Origin of the sequence: Pseudomonas benzenivorans, assembly GCF_024397895.1 — a bacterium.
Lineage (GTDB): Bacteria > Pseudomonadota > Gammaproteobacteria > Pseudomonadales > Pseudomonadaceae > Aquipseudomonas > Aquipseudomonas benzenivorans_A.
Genome location: NZ_CP073346.1, coordinates 4617365 through 4642661, shown reverse-complemented (window position 1 = coordinate 4642661; position 25297 = coordinate 4617365). Strand labels below are relative to the sequence as shown.

Genomic DNA, 25297 nt, shown 5'->3' with positions numbered 1-25297 from the left:
AGAGGGTGACAAGCATTGCTTTCAGCTTCCGCGGTAGGTGGAGTAGCTGTAAGGCGAGATGAGCAGCGGCACGTGGTAGTGATCCTGGTCGGCATCGATGCCGAAGCGCAGCACCACCACATCGAGAAATGCGGGACTGGGCAGCGCCACGCCGCGCCCACGGTAGTAGTCGCCGGCATGGAAATGCAGTTGATAGACGCCACTGCGGAAATCCTCGCCCTGCAGAATCGGCGCGTCGCAGCGGCCATCATGGTTGGTCTGCACACTGGTGAGCAGCTCAAGCTGCTCGCCTTCGACGCGGTACAACTCGATCTTCAGCGCGCTGCCGGGGCAGCCGTGCGCCGCATCCAGAACATGTGTCGTCAATCGTCCCATTGGTTCTGGGCATCCGCAGCGGCCGCAGGCCACCTGGACGCCACACCTCCTCTACTCTTGTCGAAAATCACCGGATCGCACGGACTCGAGCGACCTTGACCTGGGCGGAGCATAGCACGGAAAACTAAATATGGAACAGTTTTTAGTGCTTATTGTACACAATAATCCTCGCTACCCATCCCGCGCCGGGCCGCCGCCTGCGGCACCATGGGCAGCACACTGAAATCAGTCATCGACCGCTTGTGGACGCCTGGCCTGGCAGTACGGAAAGACTTCCCACGGCCGGAGGAAAAGAACGAGTCAAATTTTGTATTTACAAAAATCCAACATCTTTGTATACAATTACTCCATCACGGTTGCGTAGCCGTGAAACCCATGGGCTACGCAGAGACCGCCACATCGCCAAGAAGGAAGACTGCAGTGAGTGCCGACTACCCACGCGACCTGATCGGTTACGCCAACAACCCTCCGCATCCGCATTGGCCGGGCGATGCCCGGATCGCCCTGTCGTTCGTGCTCAACTACGAGGAAGGCGGCGAGCGCAACGTGCTGCACGGCGACAAGGAGTCCGAGGCCTTCCTCTCCGAGATGGTGGCTGCACAGCCGCTGCAAGGCGAGCGCAACATGAGCATGGAGTCGCTCTACGAGTACGGCAGCCGCGCCGGTGTCTGGCGCCTGCTCAAGCTGTTCGACAAGCACGCCATTCCGCTGACCATCTTCGCCGTGGCCCTGGCCGCCCAGCGCCATCCGGACGTGATCAAGGCCATGGCTGCAGCCGGCCATGAGATCTGCAGCCATGGCTACCGCTGGATCGATTACCAGTACATGGACGAGGCCCAGGAGCGCGAGCACATGCTCGAAGCCATTCGCATCCTCACCGATCTGACCGGTGAGCGGCCGCTGGGCTGGTACACCGGACGCACCGGCCCCAATACCCGGCGCATCGTCCGCGAGGAAGGTGGCTTCCTCTATGACTCCGACACCTATGACGACGACCTGCCCTACTGGGACCCGGCCAGCACCGCGGCCAATCCCCACCTGGTGATCCCCTATACCCTGGACACCAACGACATGCGTTTCACCCAGGTGCAGGGTTTCAATACCGGCGACGACTTCTTCAAGTACCTGAAGGACGCCTTCGACGTGCTCTACGCCGAAGGGGCCGAAGGCGCACCGAAGATGCTGTCCATCGGCATGCATTGCCGCCTGCTCGGCCGGCCGGCGCGCATGGCCGCGCTGGCGCGCTTCATCGACTACGTCAAGGGCCATGACAAGGTCTGGTTCGCTCGCCGCGTCGACATCGCCCGTCACTGGCACGCCGCCCACCCGTTCAAAGAGGAGCGCGCACAATGAGCCGCTTTCAGACCCTGACGCCGTCGCAACTCTCGCGCGCGGACTTCGTCCAAGCCTTCGCCGACATCTATGAACACTCGCCCTGGGTGGCCGAACAGGCCTACGACCTGGGCCTGGACAGCGGCCTCGACGAAGTCGACGGACTGCATCAGCGCATGGCCGACCTGCTGCTCAGCGCCAGCCGCGAAGCCCAGCTGGCCCTGATCAACGCTCACCCGGATCTGGCCGGCAAGGCTGCGGTACGCGGCGAGCTGACCGCCTCCAGCACCTCCGAACAGGCCGGCGCCGGGATCAACCAGTGCACCGCCGAAGAGTTTGCCCGCTTCACCGAATTGAACGACGCCTACAAGGCGAAGTTCGGCTTCCCCTTCATCATGGCGGTCAAGGGCAGCGATCGGCATCAGATCCTGGCGGCCTTCGAGGAGCGCATCCACAACTCGCCGGAGCAGGAGTTCACCCGCGCCCTGGCCGAGATCAACAAGATCGCGCTGTTCCGCCTGCAGCAACTCTAGCCGCGCGCAACGCCCCCAATTCACGCCAACCGTTAAGGCAGATCATCCATGAAAGCTTACGCCGTACCCTTCGAGAAATACGTCAACCTCGCCGACGCCCGCCTCGGCACCAAGGCCATCTCGGTCACCGACGACTGGTTCGCCGACGTCAACCGCCTGTTCCAGCCGACGCCCGCGGTGTGGAAGGAAGGCGTGTTCGACGACAACGGCAAGTGGATGGATGGCTGGGAATCGCGGCGCAAGCGCTTCGAAGGCTATGACAGCGCGGTGATCCGCCTGGGCGTGCCCGGCTCGATCAAGGGCGTGGACATCGACACCAGCTTCTTCACCGGCAACTTCCCGCCGTCCGCCTCCCTGGAAGGCTGCTTCGTCGCCGAGGGCGACCCGACCGACGCCACCGAGTGGACCGAGGTGCTGCCGGCGGTGGAGCTGCAGGGCAACAACCACCACTACCACGAGATCGCCAACGCCCAGGCCTTCACCCACCTGCGCTTCAACATCTACCCCGATGGCGGCGTCGCCCGTCTGCGCGTCTATGGCGTGCCGTTCCGCGACTGGTCCTCGGTCGGCGACAACGAGCAGGTCGACCTGGCCGCCGCGCTGAATGGCGGACGCGCCCTGGCTTGCTCCGATGAGCACTTCGGCCGCATGAGCAACATCCTCAACCCGGGCCGCGGCATCAATATGGGCGATGGTTGGGAGACCGCGCGCCGCCGCACCCCGGGCAACGACTGGGTGATAGTCGCCCTCGGCCATCCCGGCGAAATCGAGCGCATCGTCGTCGACACCCTGCACTTCAAGGGCAACTATCCGGACAGCTGCTCGATCCAGGGCGCCTTCGTCAAGGGCGGCACCGACAGCCAGATCGAAACCCAGAGTCTGTTCTGGCGCGAGCTGCTGCCGAGCCAGAAACTGTCCATGCACGCCGAGCACGAGTTCGTCGAGCAGATCCAGGCCCTCGGCCCGATCACCCATGTACGCCTGAACGTGCTCCCCGACGGCGGCATCAGCCGTCTGCGCCTGTTCGGCAAAGTCAGCAAGTAAGCCCCTGGCCCCCTCGCTGCGGCTGCGGGGGCCTTCATGCAACAGAGAACAAGTAGACCGACATGCGTAAACTGATCATCGAGCCCTTGAGCAAAGAAACCTTCGCCCCCTTCGGCGACGTTATCGAAACCGACGGCAGCGAGTTCTTCATGATCAACAACGGGTCGACTCGCCGCTACCACAAGCTGGCGACGGTCGAGACGGCCGAGCCGCAGGATCAGGCGATCATCAGCATCTTCAGTGCCGAGGCCCTGGACATGCCGCTGACCGTGCGCATGCTGGAGCGCCATCCGCTGGGCAGCCAGGCCTTCGTGCCGCTGCTCGGCCACCCCTTTCTGATCGTGGTCGCGCCACTTGGCGATGCACCTGTATCAGGCTTGGTCCGCGCCTTCCGCAGCAACGGCAGGCAGGGCATTAATTACCATCGCGGCGTCTGGCACCACCCGGTGCTGACGATCGAAAAGCGGGATGACTTCCTGGTGGTTGATCGCAGTGGTTCTGGCAACAACTGCGATGAGCATTTCTTTACCGAGACAGAGCAACTGCTCCTCGACCCCCACCAATAAGAGAAGCCCAGGGGACCGGCACGCCGGCACTGGGAAAGAGGTACACACTGTGGAAGCACATTTGACTGAATGGCTGAACCTGGGCATCCGCTGGATCCATATGATCACCGGCATCGCCTGGATCGGCGCATCCTTCTATTTCGTCTGGCTGGAGAACAACCTCAACCGCAGCAACCCCCGCGACGGCCTGTCCGGCGACCTCTGGGCGATCCACGGCGGCGGCATCTACCACCTGGAGAAGTACAAGCTGGCCCCGCCGAAGATGCCGGACAACCTGCACTGGTTCAAATGGGAGGCCTACGCCACCTGGCTGTCGGGCGTCGCCCTGATGCTGGTGGTCTATTACCTCAACCCGAGCCTGTACCTGGTCAAGCCTGGCGTCGATCTGGCACCGGCGATGGCCATTGTCATCGGCTTCGGCTCGATGATTGCCGGCTATGTGGCCTACCACTTGCTCTGCGACTCGGCCCTGGGCAAGCGCCCGGCCCTGCTCGGCGCAGTGCTGTTCGTGCTGCTGATCGCCGCGGCCTGGGGCTTCAGCCTGATCTTCAGCGGTCGTGCGGCCTACATCCACGTCGGCGCCATTATCGGCACCATCATGGTCGGCAACGTGTTCTTCACCATCATGCCGGCGCAACGTGCCCTGGTTAAGGCCATCGAAGAGAACCGCGAGCCCGACCCGGTATTGCCGGCCAAGGGCCTGCTGCGCTCGCGCCACAACAACTACTTCACCCTGCCGGTGCTGTTCATCATGATCAGCAACCACTTCCCGAGCACCTACGGCAGCCAGTACAACTGGCTGATCCTGGCCGGCATTGCCATCCTCGCCGTGCTGGTGCGCCATTACTTCAACACCCGCCACGACAGCAACAGGTTCGCCTGGACCCTGCCGGCCGCGGCCCTCGGCATGATCTGCCTGGCCTACGTCACCGCGCCGGTACGCCCGGCACCGACCGCCGCGCCGGTCGCCGTGGCGAGCAGCGAACCGGCAGCCATGGTCGCCAAGGTCGAGGAGGCAAGTCCTGCACCGGCGGCCAGCGCCGCCAGCGAGACGCCCGCCGCACCCGCTGCAGCTGCGGCCGGCGACGCCGCCTTCACCAAGGTAAACAGCGTGATCCAGGAACGCTGCACCGTGTGCCACTCGGCCAGCCCGAGCAGCCCGATGTTCAGCAGCGCCCCGGCCGGCCTGATGCTCGACACCCCGCAGCAGATCCAGCAGCAGGCGGCGAAGATCCACGCACAGACCGTCGCCAGCCAGGTCATGCCGCTAGGCAACATCACCCAGATGACCCAGGCAGAGCGTGACCTGATCGGCGCCTGGATCGCCAAGGGCGCGCAGATCAACTAGCGACACTCCACTCGCCCCAAAGAGCGCAAGAGCCCGCCCCATGGCGGGCTCTTGCCGTTCACAGGCCCGCCGTTTCTGCTTCGCGCGCCCCCAAACTGCGGCTTCGGCCACACCATCGAAGCCGGCCAGGACCGGCCCGCTACAATTGACGGGAGTACCCTCACGCGATAGCCGATAGGTAGTTGCCGATGCTAGAAGCCAGCTGGATCGCCTTCGCGTTCGTGATGGGCCTGGGCGCGCGCTTCATCGGATTGCCGCCGCTGGTCGGCTACCTCGCCGCCGGCTTCACCCTGTCAGGTCTGGGCGAATACCTGCGCATTGGCCCCCTGGACAGCTCGATACTCACCCACGTCTCCCACCTTGGCGTCCTGTTGCTGCTGTTCACCGTCGGACTCAAGCTGAAACTGAGCAACCTGGTGCGGCGCGAAGTGATTGGCGGCGGCCTGCTGCACTTTTTCATCTCCAGCCTGCTGTTTCTCGCCGCCATCGTGCTGATCCTCGAGCTGCACTGGCGCGAGGCATTGCTGCTTTCGGTTGCGTTGTCCTTCTCCAGCACGGTGCTGGCAGCCAAGGTACTGGAGAGCAAGCGCGAATTGCGTTCGTTTCACGGCCGGCTGGCGATCGGCGTGCTGATCATCCAGGACCTCATCGCCCTGGTGGTGATGAGCCTGGCCAACGGCGATGCGCCGTCGCCCTGGGCACTACTGGTATTCGCCCTGCCCTTGCTGCGGCCCTTGCTGTTTCGCCTGCTGGACGCCAGTGGCCACGAGGAGCTGATGGTGCTCCTGGGCCTGCTGCTGGCGCTGGTCATCGGCGGCTACGGTTTCGAATCCCTCGGCCTCAGCTCCGAGCTCGGCGCCCTGGCCTTCGGTGCCATGCTGGCCAAGCACAAGCGCGCCATCGAACTGTCCAACGCACTGTGGAGCATCAAGGAGGTGTTCCTGGTCGGCTTCTTCCTGCAGATCGGCATCAGCGGACTGCCAGGCGCCGACGCCCTGGCCTTCGCCGTGGTCATGGCGCTGCTGCTGCCGCTCAAGGGCTTTCTGTTCTTCCTGCTGTTCGTGATGTTTCGCCTGCGCGCGCGCAGCGCCTTTCTCAGCAGCGTCAGCCTGACCAACTACAGCGAATTCGGCCTGATAGTCGCCAGCGTGGTGCTGCCGCAATGGCTGATTCCCCTGGCCATCACCGTGGCCCTGTCCTTCGCCATCTCCGCGCCCCTCAGCCGCCTCGCCCACCCGCTCTACGAGCGCCTCGCCGGCCACTTGATCCCGCTGGAGCGTGATACCCACCACCCCGACGAACAGCCGGTGTCGCTCGGCGATGCGCAGATCCTGATCATGGGCATGGGCCGCACCGGGCGCGCCGCCTATGACTACCTCAAGGGCAAGGGCTTCAAGGTGGTCGGGCTGGACTCGGACCCGGTGGTCATCGAGGCCTGTGACAAGGCCGGGCGCCGCGCGCTGTTCGCCGACGGCGAGGACCAGTTCCTTTGGCAACGCCTGGACATGCCTTGCGTCAAAGCGGTGATCCTGGCGCTCAATGACCCCGAGACCAAGATCATCTCCATCGGCCAGCTGCGCGAACGGGGATTCCCCGGGCTGATCGCCTCCCATGCCATGTACGAGGACATCGCCCAGCGCATCCTCGACGCCGGCGCCGACCGCACCTACCTGACCATGAGCGAAGCCGGCGCCGGCCTGGCCGAGCACGTCGCCAATGAGCTGCGCCCGGACGACTGACCGCCCCCTGCGCCCTTCAGATAGACACTAACCAACGCCTTGCAGACCGTTGGTAGCGCGCGACTGCGCGATCAATCCTCGGGCACCGGCGGTATCACGAGACGACCAACGGCCAGAAATTTGTGCACAATCTGCAAATAAATTGTTTTTAACCATGTAGTCAAGTTGCTATAGTCGGCACATCCTGACCATACAGACAGCTTCTGAAGTTCGGGAAGAGGCGCCGTGAAGCCTCGTGCAAGCCCATGACCATATAAAAACAACTGGCAGGCTCTGACATGACCACGACTCGTACGCCCAACGCCACAGCTCCGTCTGCTGGTAGCAACGACCTGATCTACCAGCTGGATGACCGCCCCGCCTTCGCCCCGGCCCTGTTCGCCGCCCTGCAACACGTGCTGGCAAGCTTCGTCGGCATCATCACCCCGACCCTGATCATCGGCAGCGTCCTCGGCCTCGGCGCCCATGTGCCCTATCTGGTGAGCATGGCGCTGTTCGTCTCCGGCCTCGGCACCTTCGTCCAGGCCAAACGCTTCGGTCCGGTCGGCTCCGGCCTGCTGTGCCTGCAGGGCACCAGCTTCGGCTTTCTCAGCGTGATTCTCAGCGCCGGCTTCATCGTCAAAGGACGCGGCGGCAGCGAGGAGGAAATCCTCTCGACCATCTTCGGCGTGTGTTTCTGCGCGGCCTTCGTCGAAATCGCCTTCAGCCAGTTCATCAACAAGCTGCGCAAGGTCATCACCCCGGTGGTCACCGGGACCATCATCTGCCTGATGGGCCTGTCGCTGATCAAGGTGGCGATGACCGATATCGCCGGCGGCTTCGGCGCGGCGGACCTGGGCGCCCTGCACCACCTGGGCCTCGGCGCGCTGGTGCTCGGCACCATCGTCGCCCTCAACCGTTTCCCGTCGCAGGTGGTGCGCCTGTCGGCGGTGATCGTCGGTTTACTGATGGGCTTCGGCGTGGCCTGGTTCACCGGCCAGGTGGACTTCGCCAACATGGCCGAGGTGCCACTGGTGAGCGTGCCGCTGCCGTTCAAGTATGGTTTCAGCTTCGACTGGGTGGCCTTCGTACCCATTGCCGTGATCTTCCTGATCACCCCGCTGGAAACCGCCGGCGACCTGACCGCCAACTCGATCATCTCCAAACAGCCGGTCAAGGGCCCGCTGTACCTGCGCCGGATCAAGTCGGGGGTGCTCGCCGATGGCTGCAACTCGGCCGTCGCGGCCATGTTCAACAGCCTGCCGATGACCACCTTCAGCCAGAACAACGGGGTGATCCAGCTGACCGGAGTGGCCAGCCGCTACGTGGCCTTCTACATCGCCGGCATCCTGGTCCTGCTCGGCCTGTTCCCGGCGGTTGGCGCGGTGCTGCAGCTGATGCCCAAGCCCGTGCTCGGCGGCGCCACCCTGATCATGTTCGGCACGGTCGCCGTGGCCGGCATCAAGATTCTCACCGAGGCCGGCTTGCACCGTCGCAATGTACTGATCGTGGCCATCTCCCTGGGCCTGGGGCTGGGCGTGGCCGGCGTACCGGAGGCGCTGTCGCAGATGCCCGATGCGCTGAAGAACATCTTCGGCTCACCGATCACCATCGGCGCCTTCAGCGCCATCCTGCTCAATGTCTTTCTCCCGGAAGAACAGCCCGAGCAGGAGAGCGACTTCGAGCCTGAGGCGCAGCTGCACAGCGTGCTGCAGAGCCGCCAGGACGCTGGGCTCGACGACGGCCTGGACGCAGTCAGCCGCCCCAGCTAGGCCGGCCGCCCACACAACCTTTCCCGTACAACCCCGCGCCCAGGCGCGGGGTGGAAAACCTTGTCTGTCCTAAAAATGAGGAAACCACGATGAAGCTCAAGTACCTTCCCCACTGCCTCGTGCTGTCCGCCGGCCTGCTGGCCGGCAACCAGGCCAACGCCGGCGACCTGATGTTCTGGCAGGACAACAGCCTGACCTACCTCCACGGCAGCAACTTCCAGCGCCTGAACTTCAATGGCGAAGAGCAGCGCTCGCAGACCACCTACACCTTCGAGCACGCCAGCGGCTGGGTCTGGGGCGATGTCTTCTACTTCCTCGACTACGTGGATGCGGACAACGTCCAGTACCGCGGCAGCAGCTACGGCAACCTCGAGGTCAAGGACAAGAGCAGCTTCTACTACATGGAGTTCAAGCCACGCATCAGCCTCAGCTGGCTGACCGGCCAGGACCTCTCGGTCGGACCGCTCAAGGACGTCAAGGCGGCCTTCACCTATGAGAAGGGCAACGGCGGTCCCGGCACCGAGAACTACCTGTACGGCATCGGCCTGGACTGGGACGTCCCCGGCTTCGCCTTCTTCAACACCAACCTGTACCGGGTCAAGATCAACAACCACATCTTCTTCGACCACGACTTCAAGGCCAGCGACGCCGGCAACGGCTACGCCACCCAGCTGACCGTGGCCGGTGCCTACCCCTTCGCCGTCGGCAATCAGGACTTCGTGGTCGACGGCTACATCGACTGGCGCTCGCCCTCGAAGGAGGCCAACACCCAGACCTCGCTCGGCTCCTCGATCCAGGTCAAATGGGACGCCGGCAAGGCGCTGTTCGGCAAGGAGCGCCAGCTCTATGTCGGCACCGAGCTGAACATGTGGCACAACAAGTACGGCATGAAACCGATCGACGGGTCCACCGACGGCTTCGACCAGACCGCCGTACAGGCCCTGGTTCAGTATCACTTCTAAGGGCCATCGGCCCGCTGCCGGGTAGGCGGCGGACAGTTTCCAAGGCGGGGTTACGCACGGCGTGACCCCGCTTTTTCGTTGGGCCGGTTGGCAGGCTTTGCAAGGCGCTCGCCTGCACCCGACAACGCGACAGAAGCCAGGACTGGTGCCGGCTCGCAGGCCGCGCAGCGCGAGAAGCGCGAGAGCAAACTGACCATCAAGTCAAGTTATTGTGCCCACAAAGACATTTTTTTGTGCACATTTTTGTATTTTTTTATGTTCAGCTTATTTTTTATGTGTACAACATGCAGACGATCCTTCCACTGTTCGCCATTCGGCCCGGCGCTGCCTCGACGCACCCCTGGGACCAGAAAGGCGAAATCCGAACGGAACGTGCCGACAATCCTCCTCAGACGCGCCGATAGAGAGCGCCCAACAACAAGATTCCAGGAGCTGTCCATGTCCTCAGAAGAGTTCCACATCAAACAGATCGACACCTCGCTGCACAACGCGGACCTGGCGCCCTTGCCGCCCGCGCAGCGCAAATGGGGCTGGTTCGAGATCTTCAACGTCTGGTCCAACGACATCCAGAGCCTGTTCGGCTACACCCTGGCCGCCACGCTGTTCATCTCCTACGGGCTGAACGGCTGGGCGGTATTGGCGGGCATCGTGCTGGCCGGCTTCATCGTCATGGGTCTGGTGCAGCTGACCGGCAAGCCCAGCGTCAAGTACGGGATTCCCTTCCCGGTCATGGCCCGCGCCAGCATGGGCGTGCGCGGCGCCAACTTCCCCGCCGTGGTGCGCGGCATCGTGGCGATCTTCTGGTACGGCGTGCAGACCTACTTCGCCTCCACCGCCGTGGCGCTGCTGATCAACTCGCTGATGGGCAATGCCAGCGGCGCGGGCGCGACCTTTCTGGGCATGACCGCCGTCGGCTGGCTCTCCTATGTCATCGTCTGCGTCTTCCAGGTCGCCCTGTTCATTCGCGGCATCGACTGGATCACCAAGTTCCTCAACTGGGCCGGGCCGCTGGTGTACCTGGTGATGATCGCGCTGATGCTGATGATCTGGTACAAGGCCGGCCCCAGCCTGCTCAGCGAACTGGGCAGCATCTTCCGCGGCACCGGCGAATACGCCGCCGGCCCGGTGGCGGCCTTCATCGCGGTGGTCGGCACCATGGTCGCCTACTTCGCCGCGGTGGTGATCAACTACGGCGATTTCGCCCGTTTCGTGAAGAACGAGAAGCAGATGACCGCTGGCAATTTCCTCGGCCTGCCGGTCAGCCTGGCATTCTTCTCGATGATCGCCCTGGTCATCACGGCCGGCACCGTGGTGGTGTTCGGCGAAACCCTGACCAATCCCACCGACATCGTCGCCCGGGTCGATAACCTGACCCTGACCGTGATCGCCGCACTGACCTTCTTCGCGGCCACGGTCGGCATCAACCTGGTGGCCAACTTCATTCCGCCGGCCTACGACATCGCCAACCTGGCCCCGGCCCACATCAGTGCCCGCACCGGTGGCTTCATCACCGCGGCCATCGCCTTCTTCATCGGCGCGCTGTGGGTCTCGTTCATCAGCAACGTCGGTATCGCCGCCTTCGTCGACACCCTCGGTGCGGTACTCGCGCCGCTCTACGGCATCATCGTCGCGGACTACTACCTGGTGCGCAAACAGCATCTGGACCTGCAGCAGCTGTTCTCCGCCGAACCGGGCACTCGCTACCATTACGATGGCGGCTGGAACCGCAAGGCGATGATTGCCTTCGGCGTCGCCTCGCTGTTCTCCGTCGCCTCGGTATGGAGCCCCGCGCTGAGCAGCCTGTCCGGCTACTCCTGGATCTTCGGCGCCCTGCTCGGTGCGGCATTCCACTACCTGCTGATGCGCAAGCATTGCGACACCAAGCAGCGCACCACGCCCGTCAGCAGCCACAGCTAGCCGTCCCGCCCCCGCCCTGCCGCGCCCCTGGTCGCGGCAGGGCACCTTGCACTTGCGACCGCCGCGCAGCGCGCGTCACCTCTGCCCGCTAAACGCGCGGCCAAGGCGGCAATCGTAAAGCTCGTCCCTTTTCGGTCACCCGCCAAGGCATGGACTGCCATCGGAGCGGCCTGCCCGCCCCACAGAGCGAGGCTGACCGTACGCCTCGCCGCCGATCGCCTGCCCCAACCTACCTCCCCTGCCCCCTCGCCAGACCGCCAGCGCCACTTTCTGGCGAAGCCTGTCGACAGCTTGTCAATTACATATAAAACATTGAATTACATACGAATATGTCTCATACAAGAACACAAAGCTGACCACAAGGTCAGTTTCCTAGCACATTTTCCGACACTTTTGTACCCACAAACGTAATTTTTACGTTTTCATTTGCAGTTATATTGTGTACAACTTTAGGCACAACCACTCACCAAGAAGAGGCAGCCATGAAGATTCGCGTCATCAACCCCAACACCACCGCCGGTATGACCGAGAAGATCGGCGAGGCCGCCGCCCGCGTCGCGGCACCTGGCACCCGGATAGTGGCGAGCAATCCGCGCAGCGGGCCGGTGTCGATCGAAAGCCACTTCGACGAAGCGATCAGCGCCGTCGGCGTCATCGAAGAGGTTCGCGCCGGGGAGCTTGAGCACACCGACGCCTACATTCTCGCCTGCTTCGGCGATCCCGGCCTGCTGGCCGCCCGCGAGATCACCCGCGCCCCGGTGATCGGCATTGCCGAGGCGGCCTTCCACTTGGCCACGCTGATCAGCACGCGCTTCTCCATCGTCACCACCCTCGGTCGCACCGGGATCATTGCCGAGCATCTGTTGCAGAGCTATGGCTTCGCCCACCACTGTCGGCGGGTACGCGCCGCGGAGATTCCGGTGCTCGATCTCGAGGATAACGGTGCCCTGGCCCTGGACCGGATCATCGACGAATGCCTGAGGGCGAAGGCCGAGGACAACATCGGCGCCATCGTGCTGGGCTGCGGCGGCATGGCCGACCTGACCGCGCAGATCAGCGAAGCGGTCGGCCTGCCGATCATCGAAGGGGTCACGGCAGCGGTGAAGCTGGCCGAGTCGCTGGTCAGCCTGGGCCTGGGCACCAGCAAGTTCGGCGACCTCGACTTTCCGCGAGCGAAGGCCTTCAGCGGACAGTTCGAATTCCTTTCTCACGGCCAGTAGGGCCCGACACAACGCCGGCCAGTGACGGCCAGGCGCGCTGCGAAGATGGAATCGGGTAACGACACAACAATAACAGCGGGAACCCCAGCCGTTCCCTGTACCGAGGTTCATTCCATGCACAACGAAACTGTCGCCTCACCGGCTCTGGACTACGCACAGCCAGCAGCCAGCAAACCCGCCGGTGACGAGTCACTGGCGCCGCAAGAAAAACGCATCATGGGCAGGGTGTCCTACCTGCTGGCCTGGTTCGGCGGCTGCGTGTCGATCGGCACCTTCGCCATGGGCTCGAGCATCGTCGGCACGCTCAACCTGTTGCAAACGGCCCTGGCCATCGGCATCGGCTGCTTCGTCATCGGCATCGCCCTGGCGCTCAACGGCGCGGCCGGCTACAAGTACGGCATTCCCTTCATGGTGCAGGCGCGCAGCGCCTTCGGCTTCGCCGGCACCCGCTTCCCCGGACTGGTCAGGGCGGTGCCGGCCATCGTCTGGTACGGCTTTCAGAGCTGGGTCGGGGCGGCGGCGATCAACGCCGTGTCGGCGACGCTGCTGGGCTTCGACAACATGGTGTTCTACTTCGTGGTGTTCCAGCTGCTGCAGATAGGCCTGTCGATGTTCGGCTTCCAGGGCATCAAGTGGCTGGAGAACGTGGGCAGCGGCTTCATCCTGGTTTCGCTGGTCTACATGTTCTACAGCGTGATCAACCGCTACGGTGACGAGATCATGACCAACCTGGTCAACGTCGAGGGCACCTGGGGCCTGCCGTTCTGGGGCGCGACCATGCTGTTCCTCGGCATCTACAGCACCATGATGCTCAATGTCAGTGACTATTCCCGCGAGCTCAAGAAGGGCAGCGGCCCGGGCCTGCTGACTACCCTCTATGCCATGTCGATTCTGCCCTGCACCCTGTTCATGGGCCTGATCGGCCTGATGGTATCCGGCGCGACCGGCGTCAACGACCCGATCCAGGTGTTCTCCAGCGCAGTCGACAACACGCCCCTGCTGGTGACCACCCTGCTGTTCATCGCCTTCGCCCAGGTGACCACCAACGTGTTGAACAACGTGGTGCCGCCGACCTACATCCTGATGGACGTGTTCAAGCTGCCATTCCGCACCTCGACCATCATCGTCGGCCTGCTGGCCTTCGGTACCTTCCCCTGGGAGCTGGTCAAGGAAGAGTCGTCCGCCGGGCTGCAAATGTTCGTGCAGACCTACTCGGCGTTCCTCGGCCCGATCTTCGCCGTGATGGTGGTGGACTACTTCATCATCCGCCGGCGCCAGCTGGATATCGGCAAGCTGTACGATGCCAACGGCCCCTACCGCGGAGTCAACTACGCCGCGATCATCGCCTCCCTGCTGGGTGCCGCGGTGGCCCTTTGCCTGTCCTCGGTGTCCTGGTACGCCAGCCTGGTTCCGGCCGGCCTGACCTACTACCTGCTGATGCGTCACTGGTCGGCCTGCCAGCGCTTCCGCAGCTGAACCGTCGCTGCCGCATGGGCGATTCCGGTCCCCATGCGGCAGCAGGCGCAGGTATGGCTTCACTGCGCCACCTGCTTGGCCTTCTGCCGCTTCAGGAAGTCCACCTTCCACTGCTCCATGCCCATGTACTCCGAGTCCAGATTCGCCTCGACCCGATACTTGTCCTTCAGCGCCGCCACCTCCGCATGCCGCTCGATCAGGAAGCGGTCGAAGCGCTGCAGCAGTTCGGGATGCCTGAGACTGGACAGGTGGAAGGTGCCGCGGGTGTGCGGCAGCTCGGGGTCGAACACCAGGGCACCCGGACGGGCACGGATGTTGTCGAGGTAGTGGGTGGCCACTACCACGTTGAAGTAGGCACCATCGGTGTCCTGCTTCAGCGCCTGATGGATCATCTTGCGCAGGTCGTCGCTGTAAGTCAGCTGAACCTGCTTGGCATCGATGCGCTCCTGGTAGCCCCAGGGTGTCCATCCATCGACCATGGCCAGGCGCTTGAGCTGCTCGAGCGGCTTACCCTGGCGCTTGGGCGCAACCAGCACGCCATCGACATAGTTGACCACCGGCTGACTATAGGCCAGGTCCTGTCCGGCCTTCTGCGCCTGGGCCCACAGACTGCTGTCCGGGTACTTGAAGTCGACTTCGCCCGCCAGCAAGGCGGGCAGCAGTCCTGCCACGGGCAGTGGCTTGTAGCTGAGCTGGATACCGCTGTCGGCCGCAAAGGCATCGAACAGTTCGCGGGCAAAGCCCTGGTACTGGCCCTGCTTGTCGACGCTGTAGTGCGGGGCGAAGGCCAACTCTTCCACGCCAATCACATAGCTCTCGGCGCTGGCGCCGGAGGCGAGCAGAACCGTCAGTAAACTGCAGACGCGAGTGAACTTCACAGCAACCCTCCTTCTTTTTGTTGGGATCGGGGTAGCGCAGCGGCAAGGGGCCGACAAACAGCCCTGGCAGGGCGAATCAGCCGCCGGTCATGCTCATGAATCTCACCACCTGAACCTGTTCATCGTTGGCGAAATGATGGCGCTCGGGCTTGAGGCGCAAGGCGTCGAGCAACGCCTCGCGCAGGCGTTCGTGGTCGCCCGGGTAGCGACGGATCAGGGCCTTGAGGTCCAAGGCATTGTCATGGCCGAGACAGAGCACCAGCTTGCCCTCCGCCGTGACCCGCACCCGGTTGCAGTCGCCACAGAAGTTGTGGCTGTGCGGCGAGATGAAACCCACCCGGGTCGCGCTGCCCGCCACCTGCCAGTAGCGCGACGGGCCGCCGGTGACCTGATTGCTGCGCACCAGCCCATGGCGCTGCTCGATCTGCCGACGTACCTCGTCGCTGGAGCAGAAGGTGGCCTGGCGGCTGTGGCTGGAGATCTCGCCCAGGGGCATTTCCTCGATGAAGCTGATATCCAGATCGCGCGCCATGGCGAACTCGAGCAGATCGAGCACCTCGTCGTTGTTGCGTCCTTTCTGCACCACGCTGTTCAGCTTGATCCGGCGAAAGCCCGCGGCCCGCGCTGCCTCGATGCCGGCCAGCACCTGCTCGAGGCGGTCGCGGCGGGTGAACGCGGCGAAGCGCTCGCGCCGCAACGAATCCAGGCTGATGTTCAGCCGCGCCACCCCTGCCGCGCGCAGCTGCGGCGCCAGCTCGGCCAGCTGCGAACCGTTGGTGGTGATGGCCAGGTCTTCCAGCTCGGCGCGTCGCCCCAGGCGAGTCAGCAGACTCAGCAGGTTCTTGCGCACCAGGGGCTCGCCGCCGGTGATGCGGATGCGCTTGACCCCCAGATCGATGAAGGCATCGGCCACGGCGTAGAGTTCCTCCAGGCTGAGGATCTGCGCGCGGGGGGCGAAGACCATGTCCTCGCTCATGCAGTAGGTGCAGCGGAAATCGCAACGGTCGGTGACCGACAGCCGCAGGTAGGTGATGCGCCGACCGAAGGGGTCGACCAGCTGGGAGTTGTGCACAGCGAGTCTCCTGGTGCTCAAGGAGCCGAGACGTTTCTTGTCATGAACTGCCTGGACCAGGATGGAAACAGAAAAATGACACTTTGTATACAGTAAATTGACCGCATGGTCAGGTAATTCACCGACAGGCCCGCCAGCCGGCGGCTTGAGCCCTGCGCGAGGCCGGTGCTACCATGCCGACCCGCCGCCCGGCGCCGGGCGACACAAGGATATCGAAAGGGCCTATGACCAGCATTCGCGAGCGCAACAAAGAGCTGATTCTGCGCGCGGCCAGTGAAGAATTCGCCGACAAGGGCTTCGCGGCGAGCAAGACCAGCGACATCGCCGCCAAGGCCGGACTGCCCAAGCCCAATGTCTATTACTACTTCAGGTCGAAAGAAAACCTCTACCGCGAGGTGCTGGAAAGCATCATCGAGCCCTTGCTCGCCGCCTCCGAGCCCTTCAATCAGCCAGGGCGTCCGGCCGAGGTGCTCACCGCCTACATTCGCTCGAAGATCCGCATCTCCCGCGAACTGCCCTTCGCCTCCAAGGTGTTCGCCAGCGAGATCATGCACGGCGCCCCGCACCTGGCGCCGGAGCAGGCCGAGGAGCTCAACGCCCAGGCCAAGCACAACATCGCCTGCATCCAGCGCTGGATCGATCAGGGCTTGATGGCGCCCGTCGACCCGCACCACCTGATGTTCAGCATCTGGGCGGCCACCCAGACCTACGCCGACTTCGACTGGCAGATCTCCATCGTCACCGGCAAGGCCAACCTCAGCGATGAGGATTACGAAGCCGCCGCGCAGACCATCATCCGCCTGGTGATCAAGGGCTGCGAAATCGACCCGAGCACCACCAGCCCCTCCGAGCAGGTCACGGCCCGCTAGGGCCGCACCCGCGGCGCAGAACCCGCCTGCGCGCGAAGCGGACGGCTTCGCCGCCCCGCCTCCTTCCCCTACCCGGCGATGCCTGCATCGGCCGTCAGCCCCAGGGACTCTACCGCCCGGATGGCGCACTGCTCGTCGAGGTCCGAGGTGTCGCCGGTGATGCCGATGGCCCCGACTACCTGACCCGTCTCATCGCGAATCAGCACGCCCCCCGGCGCCGGTACCAGCTTGCCGTCGGCCAGTGCATTCACTGCACCGATGAACGCCGGGCGCTGCTGTGCATCGGCGGCGATCAGCCGCGAGCCCTTGCCCAGGGCCACCGCGCCCCAGGCCTTGCCGATGGCGATCTGCGGGCGCAGCAGGCTCGCGCCGTCCTCCCGCTGCAGACAGATCAGGTGACCGCCAGCGTCCAGCACGGCAACGGTCAGAGGCGCCGCCGACAGCTCGCGGCCGACGGCCAGGGCCCGGTTGCTGATGGCGGTGGCGGTATGCAGGTTCAAGGTACTCATGAGTTGTCCTCTCTCAGGCTGACGATCCGAAACCCTGTCGACTCCCCGCGACGCCGCCGAGATGGCAGGACGACCCGGGCACAGGAACGCAATAACTGTACACAAAGATAATTTTATTGTTTACATTTTAGATGAATCTTTTGTATACATTATCGCACTTCAGTTTTCCCAGTAACCCGGCGTGTTGTAGATCGCCTTCAGGTAATCGATGAAGAACCGCACCTTGGCCGGGAGGTAGCGTTGCTGGGGATAGACGGCCTGGATGTCGTAAGCCGGAAGGGCGAATTCATCGAGCACGGTGACCAGTTGCCCGCGCTTGAGTTCGGCCTGGATCTCCCAGGTCGAACGCCAGCCGATGCCCAGGCCTTGTTTCACCCAGTTGTAGAGGAGCTCGCCATCATTGCAGTCCAGATTGCCGGAGACCTTGACCGCCACCTGCTTGCCGTCGCGCAGGAAGGTCCAGCCTCGCTGCTGCCCCCCCTGCAGGTTGAACGCCAGGCAGTTGTGCTGGGCCAGGTCTTCCAGGGTCTGCGGCGCCGAATGGCGCTGAAAGTAGCTAGGTGCACCGCACACCACGCGGCGATTGGGAAACAACTTGATCGCCACGTAGTTAGGGTCGGTGACCTCGCCGATACGAATTCCCATGTCGTAGCCCTGGCGCACCAGGTCGACGACGCTGTCGGTCAGATTGAACGACAGCTTCAGCTCCGGGTAGCGCGCCTGAAATGCCGGCGCGTGCGGAGCGATGTGGCGCCGGCCAAAAGCCGCGGGCGCCGAAACCACCAGGTGGCCGCTGACCGAATGGCCACCGTGGGTGATGCTCGCGTCGGCCTCGTCGAAGTCGCGCAGCAAGCCGCGAGCGCGCTCCAGGTACTGCTCGCCCAGGTCGGTCAACGACAGGCCTCGGGTAGAGCGATGCATGAGCTTGACCCCCAGGTGACGTTCGAGGGCATCGAGACGCCGCCCCATCACCACAGGGGTCACGCTTTCAGCCAGGGCGGCAGCCGCGAAGCTGCCGTGATCGGCCACCAGAACAAAACTGTGCAGCAGGGTGTGACGGTCCATTCGATACCTCAGATATCGACAGAAATAAACAGACCTGCAATTTACCCCATAACCACGCGGACGGCATGCTTCGGCCACGTACAAAAAATATCGAATAAAGCCTGGAGGATTTAATCATGGCGCGTATGAGAGCAATCGATGCCGCAGTTGCGGTAATGCGTAAGGAAGGCATTGAAGTGGCCTTCGGGGTGCCCGGCGCGGCGATCAACCCGATGTATTCCGCACTCAAGGCCGACGGCAGCATTCGCCACATTCTGGCCCGTCACGTCGAGGGTGCCTCGCACATGGCCGAAGGCTTCACCCGCGCCAAGGCCGGCAATATCGGCGTGTGCATCGGCACCTCGGGACCGGCCGGCACCGACATGATCACCGGCCTGTATTCGGCCTCCGCCGACTCCATCCCGATCCTCTGCATCACCGGCCAGGCGCCGCGCGCGCGCCTGCACAAGGAGGACTTCCAGGCCGTCGACATCGAGTCGATCGCCAAGCCGGTCACCAAGTGGGCCGTTACCGTGCGCGAGCCGGCCCTGGTACCGCGGGTGTTCCAGCAGGCCTTCCACGTAATGCGCTCGGGCCGTCCCGGCCCGGTGCTGATCGACCTGCCGTTCGACGTGCAGATGGGCGAGATCGAGTTCGACGTCGAGACCTATCAGCCGCTGCAGGCCTACAAGCCTAGCGCCACCCGGGCCCAGATCGAAAAGGCCCTGGAGATGCTCAACCAGGCCGAGCGCCCGCTGATCGTCGCCGGCGGCGGCATCTACAACGCCGGTGCGGAAGCCTTGCTGCAGCAGTTTGCCGAGATCGTCGGCGTACCGGTGGTCCCGACCCTGATGGGCTGGGGCTGCATACCCGACGACCACCCGCTGATGGCCGGCATGGTCGGCCTGCAGACCAGCCACCGCTACGGCAACGCGACCATGCTGGCGTCCGACTTCGTGCTGGGCGTGGGCAACCGCTGGGCCAACCGGCACACCGGGTCGGTCGAGGTGTACACAAAAGATCGCAAGTTCGTGCACGTCGACATCGAGCCGACCCAGATCGGCCGGGTCTTTTCGCCGGACTACGGCATCGTCTCCGATGCCGGCGCCGCCCTGGCGCTGTTCGTCCAGGTGGCCAGCGAGTGGAAGGCCTCCGGTCGGCTGAAGGATCGCAGCGCCTGGGCCGCCGATTGCCGCGAACGCAAGACCACCCTGCTGCGCAAGACCAATTTCGAAGACGTGCCGATGAAGCCGCAGCGCGTCTACCAGTGCATGAACAACGCGTTCGGCAAGGATGCCTGCTACGTCAGCACCATCGGACTGTCGCAGATCGCCGGCGCCCAGTTCCTGCACGTGTACAAGCCGCGCCACTGGATCAACTGCGGCCAGGCCGGCCCGCTGGGTTGGACCATTCCGGCGGCCCTGGGGGTGCGGGTAGCCGACCCGCAGCGCAAGATCGTCGCGCTGTCCGGCGACTACGACTTCCAGTTCATGATCGAGGAGCTGGCCGTGGGCGCGCAGTTCAAGCTGCCGTACATCCACATCCTGGTGAACAACGCCTACCTCGGCCTGATTCGCCAGAGCCAGCGCGGCTTCGACATGGACTACTGCGTGCAGCTGGCCTTCGACAACATCAACGCCGATGAGATCGAGGGTTACGGCGTCGACCACATCACCGTGGTCGAGGGTCTGGGCTGCAAGGCGATCCGCGTACGCAGCCAGGCGGAACTGCGTCCGGCCATCGAGCAGGCCGAGGCCTGGATGGCCGAGCACCAGGTGCCGGTAGTGATCGAAGTGATCCTCGAGCGGGTGACCAACATCGCCATGGGCACCGAGATCGACGCCATCAACGAGTTCGAGGAACTGGCCAGCAGCCGCGCAGACGCGCCGACCAGCATCATGGCCCTCGACTGACCCGTAACTGTGCCCGGAGTCGCTTCGGGCCCTACCCGACCATTTGAAGGAGCATCCCATGCCCCGCTTTGCAGCCAACCTGTCCATGCTGTTCACCGAGGTGGACTTCCTGGACCGTTTCGCCGCCGCCGCCGAAGCCGGCTTCACCGGTGTCGAGTACCTGTTCCCCTATGACTTTTCCGCAGAGGAGATCAAGGCACGCCTGGACGCCAACCGCCTCGAGCAGGTGCTGTTCAACCTGCCGGCCGGCGACTGGGCCAAGGGGGAGCGTGGCATCGCCTGCCACCCCGACCGAGTCGAGGAGTTCCGTGCCGGTGTCGACAAGGCCATCGCCTACGCCAAGGTACTGGGCAACAAGCAGATCAACTGCCTGGCCGGCATCCGTCCGCAGGGCGCCGATTGCGCCAGCGTCGAACAGACCTTCGTCGACAACCTCAAGTTCGCCGCCGACAAGCTGGCCGCCGCCGGCATCAAGCTGGTCATGGAGGCGATCAACACCCGCGACATTCCCGGCTTCTACCTGAACAACACCAAGCAGGCCCTGGCCATCCGCGACAAGGTCGGCAGTGACAACCTGTACCTGCAGTACGACATCTACCACATGCAGATCATGGAGGGCGACCTGGCGCGCACCGTGGAAGGCAACCTCGCGGCGATCAACCACGTGCAACTGGCCGACAACCCGGGCCGCAACGAGCCAGGCACCGGCGAGATCAACTACCGCTTCCTGTTCGAACACCTGGACCGCATCGGCTACCAGGGCTGGATCGGCTGTGAATACAAGCCGGCCACCACCACCGCTGCTGGCCTCGGCTGGATGAAAGCGCACAACGCAATCTGAGCCCCACTATTTAGGAGTGCATCTCATGGCAAAAATCGGATTCATCGGCACCGGCATCATGGGCAAGCCCATGGCCCAGAACCTGCAGAAGGCCGGCCACACCCTGTTCCTTTCCGAGCACCACGATCCGGCCCCGGCCGATCTGGTCGAGGCCGGCGCCGTCGCCCTGGCCAACCCCAGGGAAGTGGCGCAGGAAGCCGAATTCATCATCGTCATGGTGCCGGACACCCCCCAGGTCGAGGACGTGCTGTTCCGCCAGGACGGCGTGGCCGCGGGCGTGGGCGCCGGCAAGGTGGTGATCGACATGAGTTCGATCTCGCCTTCGGCCACCAAGCTGTTCGCCGAGAAGATCAATGCCAGCGGCGCCGAGTACCTGGACGCGCCGGTCTCCGGTGGTGAGGTCGGCGCCAAGGCCGCCACCCTGTCGATCATGGTCGGTGGCGGTGAGCAGGCCTTCGAGCGCGCCCTGCCGCTGTTCCAGGCCATGGGCAAGAACATCACCCGCGTCGGCGGCAACGGCGATGGCCAGACCGCCAAGGTGGCCAACCAGATCATCGTCGCCCTGAACATCCAGGCCGTCGCCGAGGCGCTGCTGTTCGCCGCTCGCAACGGCGCCGACCCGGCCAAGGTGCGTGAAGCGCTGATGGGCGGCTTCGCCAGCTCGAAGATCCTCGAGGTCCACGGCGAACGCATGATCAAGGGCACCTTCGATCCGGGCTTCCGCATCAGCCTGCACCAGAAGGACCTCAACCTGGCCCTGTCCGGTGCCCGCGAGCTGGGCCTCAACCTGCCCAATACCGCCAACGCCCAGCAGGTGTTCAGTACCTGTGCGGCCCTCGGCGGCAGCAACTGGGACCACTCCGGCCTGATCAAGGGCCTGGAGCACATGGCCAACTTCTCGATCCGCAAGGACTGAGGCCGGCCACGCGCAACACATCGGCTGGCTGACCCAAGGTAGGTTGGGCCAGTCAGTCGATGCCCCTTTCGATCTGCCCGGTTGGCGGTGTCACGGCCTGCCGGCCGGGTGGGTCGATTCTAGTCCCCAGCCGCTGCCTCGCGGCCGCTGCGGACTGCAATCGGCCAAAGCTGCGAGCGTCCCACGCGCCTTGCAGCCCATAACAAGAGTCCAGACTCGGGAGCCCGCCATGTCCATCGATCCGCAAAGCCTTTTGCGCGACCTGTTCGCCACCGCCATCGACGCCGCCCACCCACGCCAGGTGCTGGCCGACCACCTGCCTGCCGATCGCAGTGGCCGGGTCATCGTCATTGGCGCCGGCAAGGCCGCCGCGGCCATGGCCGAGGTGATCGAGCGGGAATGGCAGGGCGAAGTCAGCGGCCTGGTGGTGACCCGCTACGAGCACGGCGCCGACTGCCGGAAGATCGAGGTGGTGGAAGCCGCCCATCCGGTGCCGGACGACGCCGGCGAACGGGTGGCGCGACGGGTACTGGAACTGGTCAGCAACCTGGAGGAGTCCGACCGGGTGATCTTCCTGCTCTCCGGCGGCGGCTCCTCCCTGCTGGCCTTGCCGGCCGAGGGCATCAGCCTGGCCGACAAGCAGGCGATCAACAAGGCATTGCTCCGATCCGGCGCCTCCATCGGCGAGATGAACTGCGTGCGCAAGCACCTCTCGGCGATCAAGGGCGGCCGCCTGGCCAAGGCCTGCTGGCCAGCCAGCGTCTACACCTACGCGATTTCCGACGTCCCCGGCGACGAGGCCACGGTGATTGCCTCCGGGCCCACGGTGGCCGACCCCACCACCTCGGTGGAAGCCCTGGCCATCCTCGCCCGCTACCAGATCGAGATCCCGACCAACGTCCGCGCCTGGCTGCAAGACCCGTGCTCGGAAACCGTCAAACCCGGCGACCCGGTGCTGTCGCGCAGCCACTTCCAGCTGATCGCCGCGCCTCAGCAGTCGCTGGAGGCCGCCGCCGCCAAGGCCAAGGCCGCCGGCTTCGCGACCCTGATCCTCGGCGACCTGGAAGGCGAAGCACGGGAAGTGGCCAAGGTCCACGCCGGCATCGCCCGCCAGGTGGTGCTGCACGGCCAGCCGCTCAAGGCGCCTTGCGTGATCCTGTCCGGCGGCGAGACCACGGTGACCGTGCGTGGCAACGGCCGCGGCGGGCGCAACGCCGAGTTCCTGCTCAGCCTCAACCAGTGCCTCAAGGGCCTGCCCGGTGTCTACGCCCTGGCCGGCGACACCGACGGCATCGACGGCTCGGAAGACAACGCCGGCGCCCTCATGACCCCGGACACCTACGGGCGGGCCGACCGCCTGGGCCTGTCCGCCAGTGATGAGCTCGACGACAACAACGGCTACGGCTACTTCGCCGCCCTGGATCAGCTGATCGTCACCGGCCCGACCCGCACCAACGTCAACGATTTCCGCGCCATTCTTATTCTCGAGAGCCCAGCCCCATGAACGCCGACAAGAAAGTAAAGATTCTCGCCACCCTCGGACCGGCAATCGCCGGCATCGAGGACATCCGCCAGCTGGTCGAATCCGGGGTGAACCTGTTCCGCCTCAACTTCAGCCACGGCGAGCACGCCGACCACGCCGAGCGCTACCGCTGGGTCCGCGAAGTGGAGCAACAGCTGGGCATGCCGATCGGCATCCTCATGGACCTGCAGGGGCCCAAACTGCGGGTCGGCCGCTTTGCCGACGGCAAGGTCAACCTGGAGCGCGACCAGGCCTTGCGCCTGGACCTGGATCCGACTCCCGGCGATGCCCGGCGGGTCAACCTGCCCCATCCGGAGATCATCGAGGCCCTGCAGCCGGGCATGAACCTGCTGCTCGACGACGGGCGCCTGCGCCTGCAGGTGACGGCCAAGCACGCCGATGCCGTCGACACCCGGGTGATCGCCGGTGGCGAACTGTCCGACCGCAAGGGGGTCAACGTCCCCGAAGCCGTGCTGCAGCTGTCGCCGCTGACCGAAAAGGACCGCCGCGACCTGAGCTTCGGCCTGGAACTGGGCGTCGACTGGGTGGCGTTGTCGTTCGTGCAGCGCCCCGAAGACATCCTCGAGGCCCGCGAGCTGATCCAGGGCAAGGCCTTCCTCATGGCCAAGATCGAAAAACCCTCGGCGGTGCAGCACCTGGAAGATATCGCCAAACTCTGCGACGCGATCATGGTTGCCCGCGGCGACCTGGGCGTGGAAGTCCCGGCGGAAAACGTGCCGCGCATCCAGAAGGACATCATCCGCACCTGCCGCCAGCTCGGTCGCCCGGTGGTGGTGGCCACCCAGATGCTCGAATCCATGCGCTTCTCCCCGGCGCCGACCCGTGCCGAGGTCACCGACGTGGCCAACGCCGTGGCCGAGGGTGCCGACGCGGTAATGCTGTCGGCCGAAACCGCCTCCGGCGACTACCCGCTGGAGGCCGTGCAGATGATGAGCAAGATCATCCGACAGGTGGAAGGCGGCCCGGACTTCCAGGCCCAGCTCAACGTCAGCCGGCCGCAGGCCGAGGCCACCGCCTCGGATGCCATCAGCTGCGCGATCCGCCGCATCAGCGCCATCCTGCCGGTGGCCGCACTGGTCAACTACACCGAGTCGGGCGCCTCCAGCCTGCGCGCCTCGCGCGAGCGGCCCAAGGCGCCGATCCTCAGCCTGACCCCGAACCTCGACACCGCGCGCCGCCTCACCGTGGCCTGGGGCATCTATTCGGTGGTCAACGAGCGCCTGCATCAGGTCGAGGATGTGACCCGCACCGCACTGGAGATTGCCCACGCCGCCGGACTGGCGAAGACCGGCGACACCCTAGTGATCACCGCCGGCGAACCCTTCGGCCAACCGGGCAGCACCAACAGCCTGCGCATCGAAACGCTGCGCTGACCGATGCATACGTGGTCAGGGTAGACTCCGGCTAACGAGCGAAAAGCTCCCACGCTGGCATTGCCAGATTTCAGGC

22 protein-coding genes are annotated in these 25297 nt (G+C 64.5%); 17 read left to right on the top strand and 5 right to left on the bottom strand.

Annotated features, from left to right (window positions below):
- Positions 1-21: 21 nt before the first annotated feature.
- Entirely contained in the window at positions 22-375 is a 354-nt protein-coding gene (gene uraH, locus KDW96_RS21565; protein ID WP_255838253.1) for a hydroxyisourate hydrolase, read from the bottom strand.
- A gap of 420 nt (positions 376-795) precedes the next feature.
- On the opposite strand from uraH, the gene puuE reads away from it, so the two are divergent.
- The 11 genes from puuE to KDW96_RS21510 all read left to right on the top strand — a co-directional run bounded on the left by puuE (position 796) and on the right by KDW96_RS21510 (position 14263).
- Positions 796-1728, top strand: a complete 933-nt coding sequence (gene puuE, locus KDW96_RS21560; RefSeq protein ID WP_255838252.1) for an allantoinase PuuE — start codon at positions 796-798, stop codon at positions 1726-1728.
- Positions 1725-2240 (top strand): 2-oxo-4-hydroxy-4-carboxy-5-ureidoimidazoline decarboxylase, encoded by a 516-nt coding sequence (uraD, locus tag KDW96_RS21555; protein ID WP_255838251.1) that lies wholly within the window; start codon positions 1725-1727, stop codon positions 2238-2240. Before puuE ends, uraD begins: the two co-directional genes overlap by 4 nt.
- Before the next feature lie 48 nt (positions 2241-2288).
- On the top strand, positions 2289-3284 hold the full coding sequence (gene alc, locus KDW96_RS21550) for an allantoicase (RefSeq protein WP_255838250.1): 996 nt from the start codon (positions 2289-2291) through the stop codon (positions 3282-3284).
- 62 nt (positions 3285-3346) lie between these two features.
- Positions 3347-3850, top strand: coding sequence for an ureidoglycolate lyase (locus tag KDW96_RS21545; protein ID WP_255838249.1), 504 nt, complete (start codon positions 3347-3349; stop codon positions 3848-3850).
- A 49-nt stretch (positions 3851-3899) separates the two neighbouring features.
- Entirely contained in the window at positions 3900-5198 is a 1299-nt protein-coding gene (locus KDW96_RS21540; RefSeq protein WP_255838248.1) for a urate hydroxylase PuuD, read from the top strand.
- Between the two features lie 188 nt (positions 5199-5386).
- Positions 5387-6937 (top strand): cation:proton antiporter domain-containing protein, encoded by a 1551-nt coding sequence (locus KDW96_RS21535; RefSeq protein ID WP_255838247.1) that lies wholly within the window; start codon positions 5387-5389, stop codon positions 6935-6937.
- Positions 6938-7215: 278 nt separating this feature from the next.
- A complete protein-coding gene (locus KDW96_RS21530) occupies positions 7216-8688 on the top strand; it encodes a nucleobase:cation symporter-2 family protein (protein WP_255838246.1) in 1473 nt (490 codons plus the stop codon).
- An 89-nt stretch (positions 8689-8777) separates the two neighbouring features.
- Entirely contained in the window at positions 8778-9650 is an 873-nt protein-coding gene (locus tag KDW96_RS21525; protein WP_255838245.1) for an outer membrane protein OmpK, read from the top strand.
- Positions 9651-10088: 438 nt separating this feature from the next.
- Positions 10089-11567 carry an NCS1 family nucleobase:cation symporter-1 gene (locus KDW96_RS21520; protein ID WP_255838244.1) on the top strand — a complete coding sequence of 493 codons (1479 nt, stop codon included), beginning with the start codon at positions 10089-10091 and terminating at the stop codon, positions 11565-11567.
- 482 nt (positions 11568-12049) lie between these two features.
- The gene (locus KDW96_RS21515; RefSeq protein ID WP_255838243.1) at positions 12050-12787 is read left to right on the top strand and encodes an aspartate/glutamate racemase family protein; all 738 of its coding nucleotides are present in this window, start codon (positions 12050-12052) and stop codon (positions 12785-12787) included.
- Positions 12788-12901: 114 nt separating this feature from the next.
- Positions 12902-14263 (top strand): NCS1 family transporter, encoded by a 1362-nt coding sequence (locus KDW96_RS21510; protein ID WP_255838242.1) that lies wholly within the window; start codon positions 12902-12904, stop codon positions 14261-14263.
- A gap of 59 nt (positions 14264-14322) precedes the next feature.
- Here KDW96_RS21510 and KDW96_RS21505 read toward each other — a convergent pair whose 3' ends face one another.
- Both KDW96_RS21505 and moaA read right to left on the bottom strand, forming a co-directional pair.
- Positions 14323-15141 (bottom strand): substrate-binding periplasmic protein, encoded by an 819-nt coding sequence (locus KDW96_RS21505; protein ID WP_255838241.1) that lies wholly within the window; start codon positions 15139-15141, stop codon positions 14323-14325.
- Positions 15142-15217: 76 nt separating this feature from the next.
- Positions 15218-16213, bottom strand: coding sequence for a GTP 3',8-cyclase MoaA (gene moaA / locus KDW96_RS21500; protein ID WP_255838240.1), 996 nt, complete (start codon positions 16211-16213; stop codon positions 15218-15220).
- Between the two features lie 224 nt (positions 16214-16437).
- On the opposite strand from moaA, the gene KDW96_RS21495 reads away from it, so the two are divergent.
- Complete coding sequence (locus KDW96_RS21495) at positions 16438-17082, top strand: TetR/AcrR family transcriptional regulator (RefSeq protein ID WP_255838239.1); 645 nt, start codon at positions 16438-16440, stop codon at positions 17080-17082.
- Positions 17083-17150: 68 nt separating this feature from the next.
- Here KDW96_RS21495 and KDW96_RS21490 read toward each other — a convergent pair whose 3' ends face one another.
- Both KDW96_RS21490 and KDW96_RS21485 read right to left on the bottom strand, forming a co-directional pair.
- Positions 17151-17591 (bottom strand): GlcG/HbpS family heme-binding protein, encoded by a 441-nt coding sequence (locus KDW96_RS21490; RefSeq protein ID WP_255838238.1) that lies wholly within the window; start codon positions 17589-17591, stop codon positions 17151-17153.
- A 159-nt stretch (positions 17592-17750) separates the two neighbouring features.
- Positions 17751-18656 (bottom strand): LysR family transcriptional regulator, encoded by a 906-nt coding sequence (locus KDW96_RS21485; RefSeq protein ID WP_255838237.1) that lies wholly within the window; start codon positions 18654-18656, stop codon positions 17751-17753.
- Between the two features lie 116 nt (positions 18657-18772).
- Between KDW96_RS21485 and gcl the strand changes: the two genes are divergently transcribed.
- The 5 genes from gcl to pyk all read left to right on the top strand — a co-directional run bounded on the left by gcl (position 18773) and on the right by pyk (position 25221).
- The gene (gene gcl / locus KDW96_RS21480) at positions 18773-20548 is read left to right on the top strand and encodes a glyoxylate carboligase (protein WP_255838236.1); all 1776 of its coding nucleotides are present in this window, start codon (positions 18773-18775) and stop codon (positions 20546-20548) included.
- Positions 20549-20606: 58 nt separating this feature from the next.
- Entirely contained in the window at positions 20607-21389 is a 783-nt protein-coding gene (gene hyi / locus KDW96_RS21475; protein WP_255838235.1) for a hydroxypyruvate isomerase, read from the top strand.
- 25 nt (positions 21390-21414) lie between these two features.
- Complete coding sequence (locus KDW96_RS21470) at positions 21415-22305, top strand: 2-hydroxy-3-oxopropionate reductase (RefSeq protein WP_255838234.1); 891 nt, start codon at positions 21415-21417, stop codon at positions 22303-22305.
- 229 nt (positions 22306-22534) lie between these two features.
- On the top strand, positions 22535-23809 hold the full coding sequence (locus KDW96_RS21465) for a glycerate kinase type-2 family protein (RefSeq protein ID WP_255838233.1): 1275 nt from the start codon (positions 22535-22537) through the stop codon (positions 23807-23809).
- Entirely contained in the window at positions 23806-25221 is a 1416-nt protein-coding gene (gene pyk, locus KDW96_RS21460) for a pyruvate kinase (protein WP_255838232.1), read from the top strand. Before KDW96_RS21465 ends, pyk begins: the two co-directional genes overlap by 4 nt.
- Positions 25222-25297 lie beyond the last annotated feature (76 nt).